3 protein-coding genes are annotated in these 2,098 nt (G+C 74.0%); 2 read left to right on the top strand and 1 reads right to left on the bottom strand.

Annotated features, from left to right (window positions below; genetic code table 11):
- Positions 1–332: GTP-binding protein (locus VGD85_RS22760; RefSeq protein WP_331065716.1), on the bottom strand; the 332-nt coding region annotated here is incomplete at its 3' end.
- 219 nt (positions 333–551) lie between these two features.
- On the opposite strand from VGD85_RS22760, the gene VGD85_RS22755 reads away from it, so the two are divergent.
- A complete protein-coding gene (locus tag VGD85_RS22755) occupies positions 552–1,025 on the top strand; it encodes a PPOX class F420-dependent oxidoreductase (protein WP_331065715.1) in 474 nt (157 codons plus the stop codon).
- Positions 1,026–1,086: 61 nt separating this feature from the next.
- Positions 1,087–2,098 (top strand): M4 family metallopeptidase (locus tag VGD85_RS22750; protein ID WP_331065714.1); only part of this gene is annotated, 1,012 nt, incomplete at its 3' end.

Raw genomic sequence — 2,098 nt, 5'->3', positions numbered from 1 at the left:
AGCAGCACGATGCCGTCGACCATCGAGAGTCCGCGCTCGACCTCGCCGCCGAAGTCGGCGTGGCCGGGGGTGTCGATGATGTTGATCGTCATCGGCTGGCCGCCGCCCGAGGGGCCCGCGTAGTGGATCGCGGTGTTCTTCGCGAGGATCGTGATGCCCTTCTCGCGCTCGAGGTCACCGGAGTCCATGACGCGGTCGGCGACACCCTCGGCCTGGTGCTCGGTGAACGCGCCGCCCTGGCGGAGCATCGCGTCGACGAGCGTGGTCTTGCCGTGGTCGACGTGCGCGACGATCGCGACGTTGCGGAGGTCGGTGCGAGCGGTAGTAGGCACGAGGATCGAGTCTAGTGGCCGCGGCGCCACTGGGCTGCATCCTCGGACCGCCGCCCGGACGCCCGGAGCTGCGCTGTCCACAGGACTGGTCAGGGGTTCCTCCCGCTTGTCGGCCGTTGCAACCCCTGACAAGCGGAGGAATCCCCGGTCCACCGGGGATCCTCCGCGCGACCGGCCCGCGCCCGCCCCCGCCCGTCGGACCCGACCTACAGTGGCCCCATGCCCCGGATCGCCACGAAGGACCGCGTCAGCCGCGACGAGCTGCTCGACTTCGTCCGCACCCGTCACCACCTGGTGCTGGTCACGACCCGCGCCAACGGCCGGCCGCAGCTCTCGCCGGTGAGCGGTGGGGTGGGCGCCGACGGGCACATCGTGATCTCGACGTACCCCGACCGCGCCAAGGCGGTGAACCTGCGCCGCAACCCGGCGGCCACCGTGCTGGTGCTCTCCGACGACTGGGACGACGCCTGGGTGCAGGTCGACGGCACCGCGGAGGTCCTGGACATGCCCGCGCAGGAGGCCGAGGACGGCCTGGTCGAGTACTACCGCTGCATCGCGGGCGAGCACCCCGACTGGGACGAGTACCGCGAGGCGATGCGCCGGCAGGGCAAGTCGCTGATCCGCATCCGGGTCGACTCCTGGGGTCCGGTCGCGACCGGTGGGTTCCCGCCGGACCGCGCGCCCGCCGGCTGATCTGGCGGGTCTTCGTACGCCGGCCCTGGTGGACCGGCGCAGCGGGTGGCACCGTGGCGACATGACCTGCCGGTTCGTGCCGCCCTACCTGCTGCGCCGCGTCGCGCCGGACAGCCTGGTCGTCGACGAGCGGCTGCGCGCCGGGCGGACCGTGCCCGTGGCCGAGCGGACCCTGCTGGCCGGCGGACCGCCCTGGACCGTGCACACCGCCGACAATCGGACCACGCTCCCGGGCCGTGTCGTGCGGACGGCCGCCCAGCCGGAGTCCGGGGACGCCGCCGTCGACGAGGCGGCCACCGGGATCACGGGGGCGCTCGCGCTGTTCGCGGAGGTCTACGGGCGCTCGTCGTATGACGGCGACGGCGCGCCGGTCAGCCTGACCGTCCACTACGGGCGCGACTACGACAACGCGTTCTGGGACGGCCGCCAGCTGGTGTTCGGCGATGGGGACGGGCGGGTGTTCGATCGGTTCACCAAGCCCGTCGACGTGCTCGGCCACGAGCTCACCCACGCGGTCACCGAGCACACCGCGGGCCTGCGCTACCAGGGGCAATCCGGCGCACTGAACGAGTCGGTCTCGGACGTGTTCGCCGCGTGCCTCAAGCAGCGCCTGCTCGGCCAGACCGCGGCCGACGCGGACTGGCTGATCGGCGCCGGCATCTTCCTGCCCGGGGTGCAGGCCCGGGCGCTGCGCGACATGGCCGCGCCCGGCACGGCGTACGACGACCCGCAGCTGGGCCGCGACCCGCAGGTCGGCCACCTGCGCGACTACGTCGACACCGCCGACGACAACGGGGGCGTGCACCTCAACTCCGGCATCCCCAACCGGGCCTTCCAGCTCGCCGCCACCGCCATCGGCGGCTCGACCTGGGAGGGCGCCGGGCGGATCTGGTACGCCGCGCTCACCAGCGGGATCGGACCCGACACCGACTTCGCGGGCTTCGCCGCCGCGACGGTCGCCGCCGCGGGCGGCCGGGCCGAGGCCGTACGGGCGGCCTGGGCGGAGGTCGGGGTCACCGTCGACGTGGCCGATCCGGCGGGCGGTGCTGCGGGGGCACCGGCGAGGGGGCCCG

This window comes from Nocardioides sp. (assembly GCF_036401255.1).
In the GTDB taxonomy this organism is placed as follows: Bacteria; Actinomycetota; Actinomycetes; order Propionibacteriales; family Nocardioidaceae; genus Nocardioides.
The sequence above is the reverse complement of the archived record's forward strand: the minus strand, read 5'-3'. Positions and strand labels throughout refer to the sequence as shown.

Excerpts from the sequence above, each read along its gene's own strand:
- VGD85_RS22755 (WP_331065715.1), top strand. The coding sequence starts at position 552 with ATGCCCCGGATCGCCACGAAGGACCGCGTCAGCCGCGACGAGCTGCTC.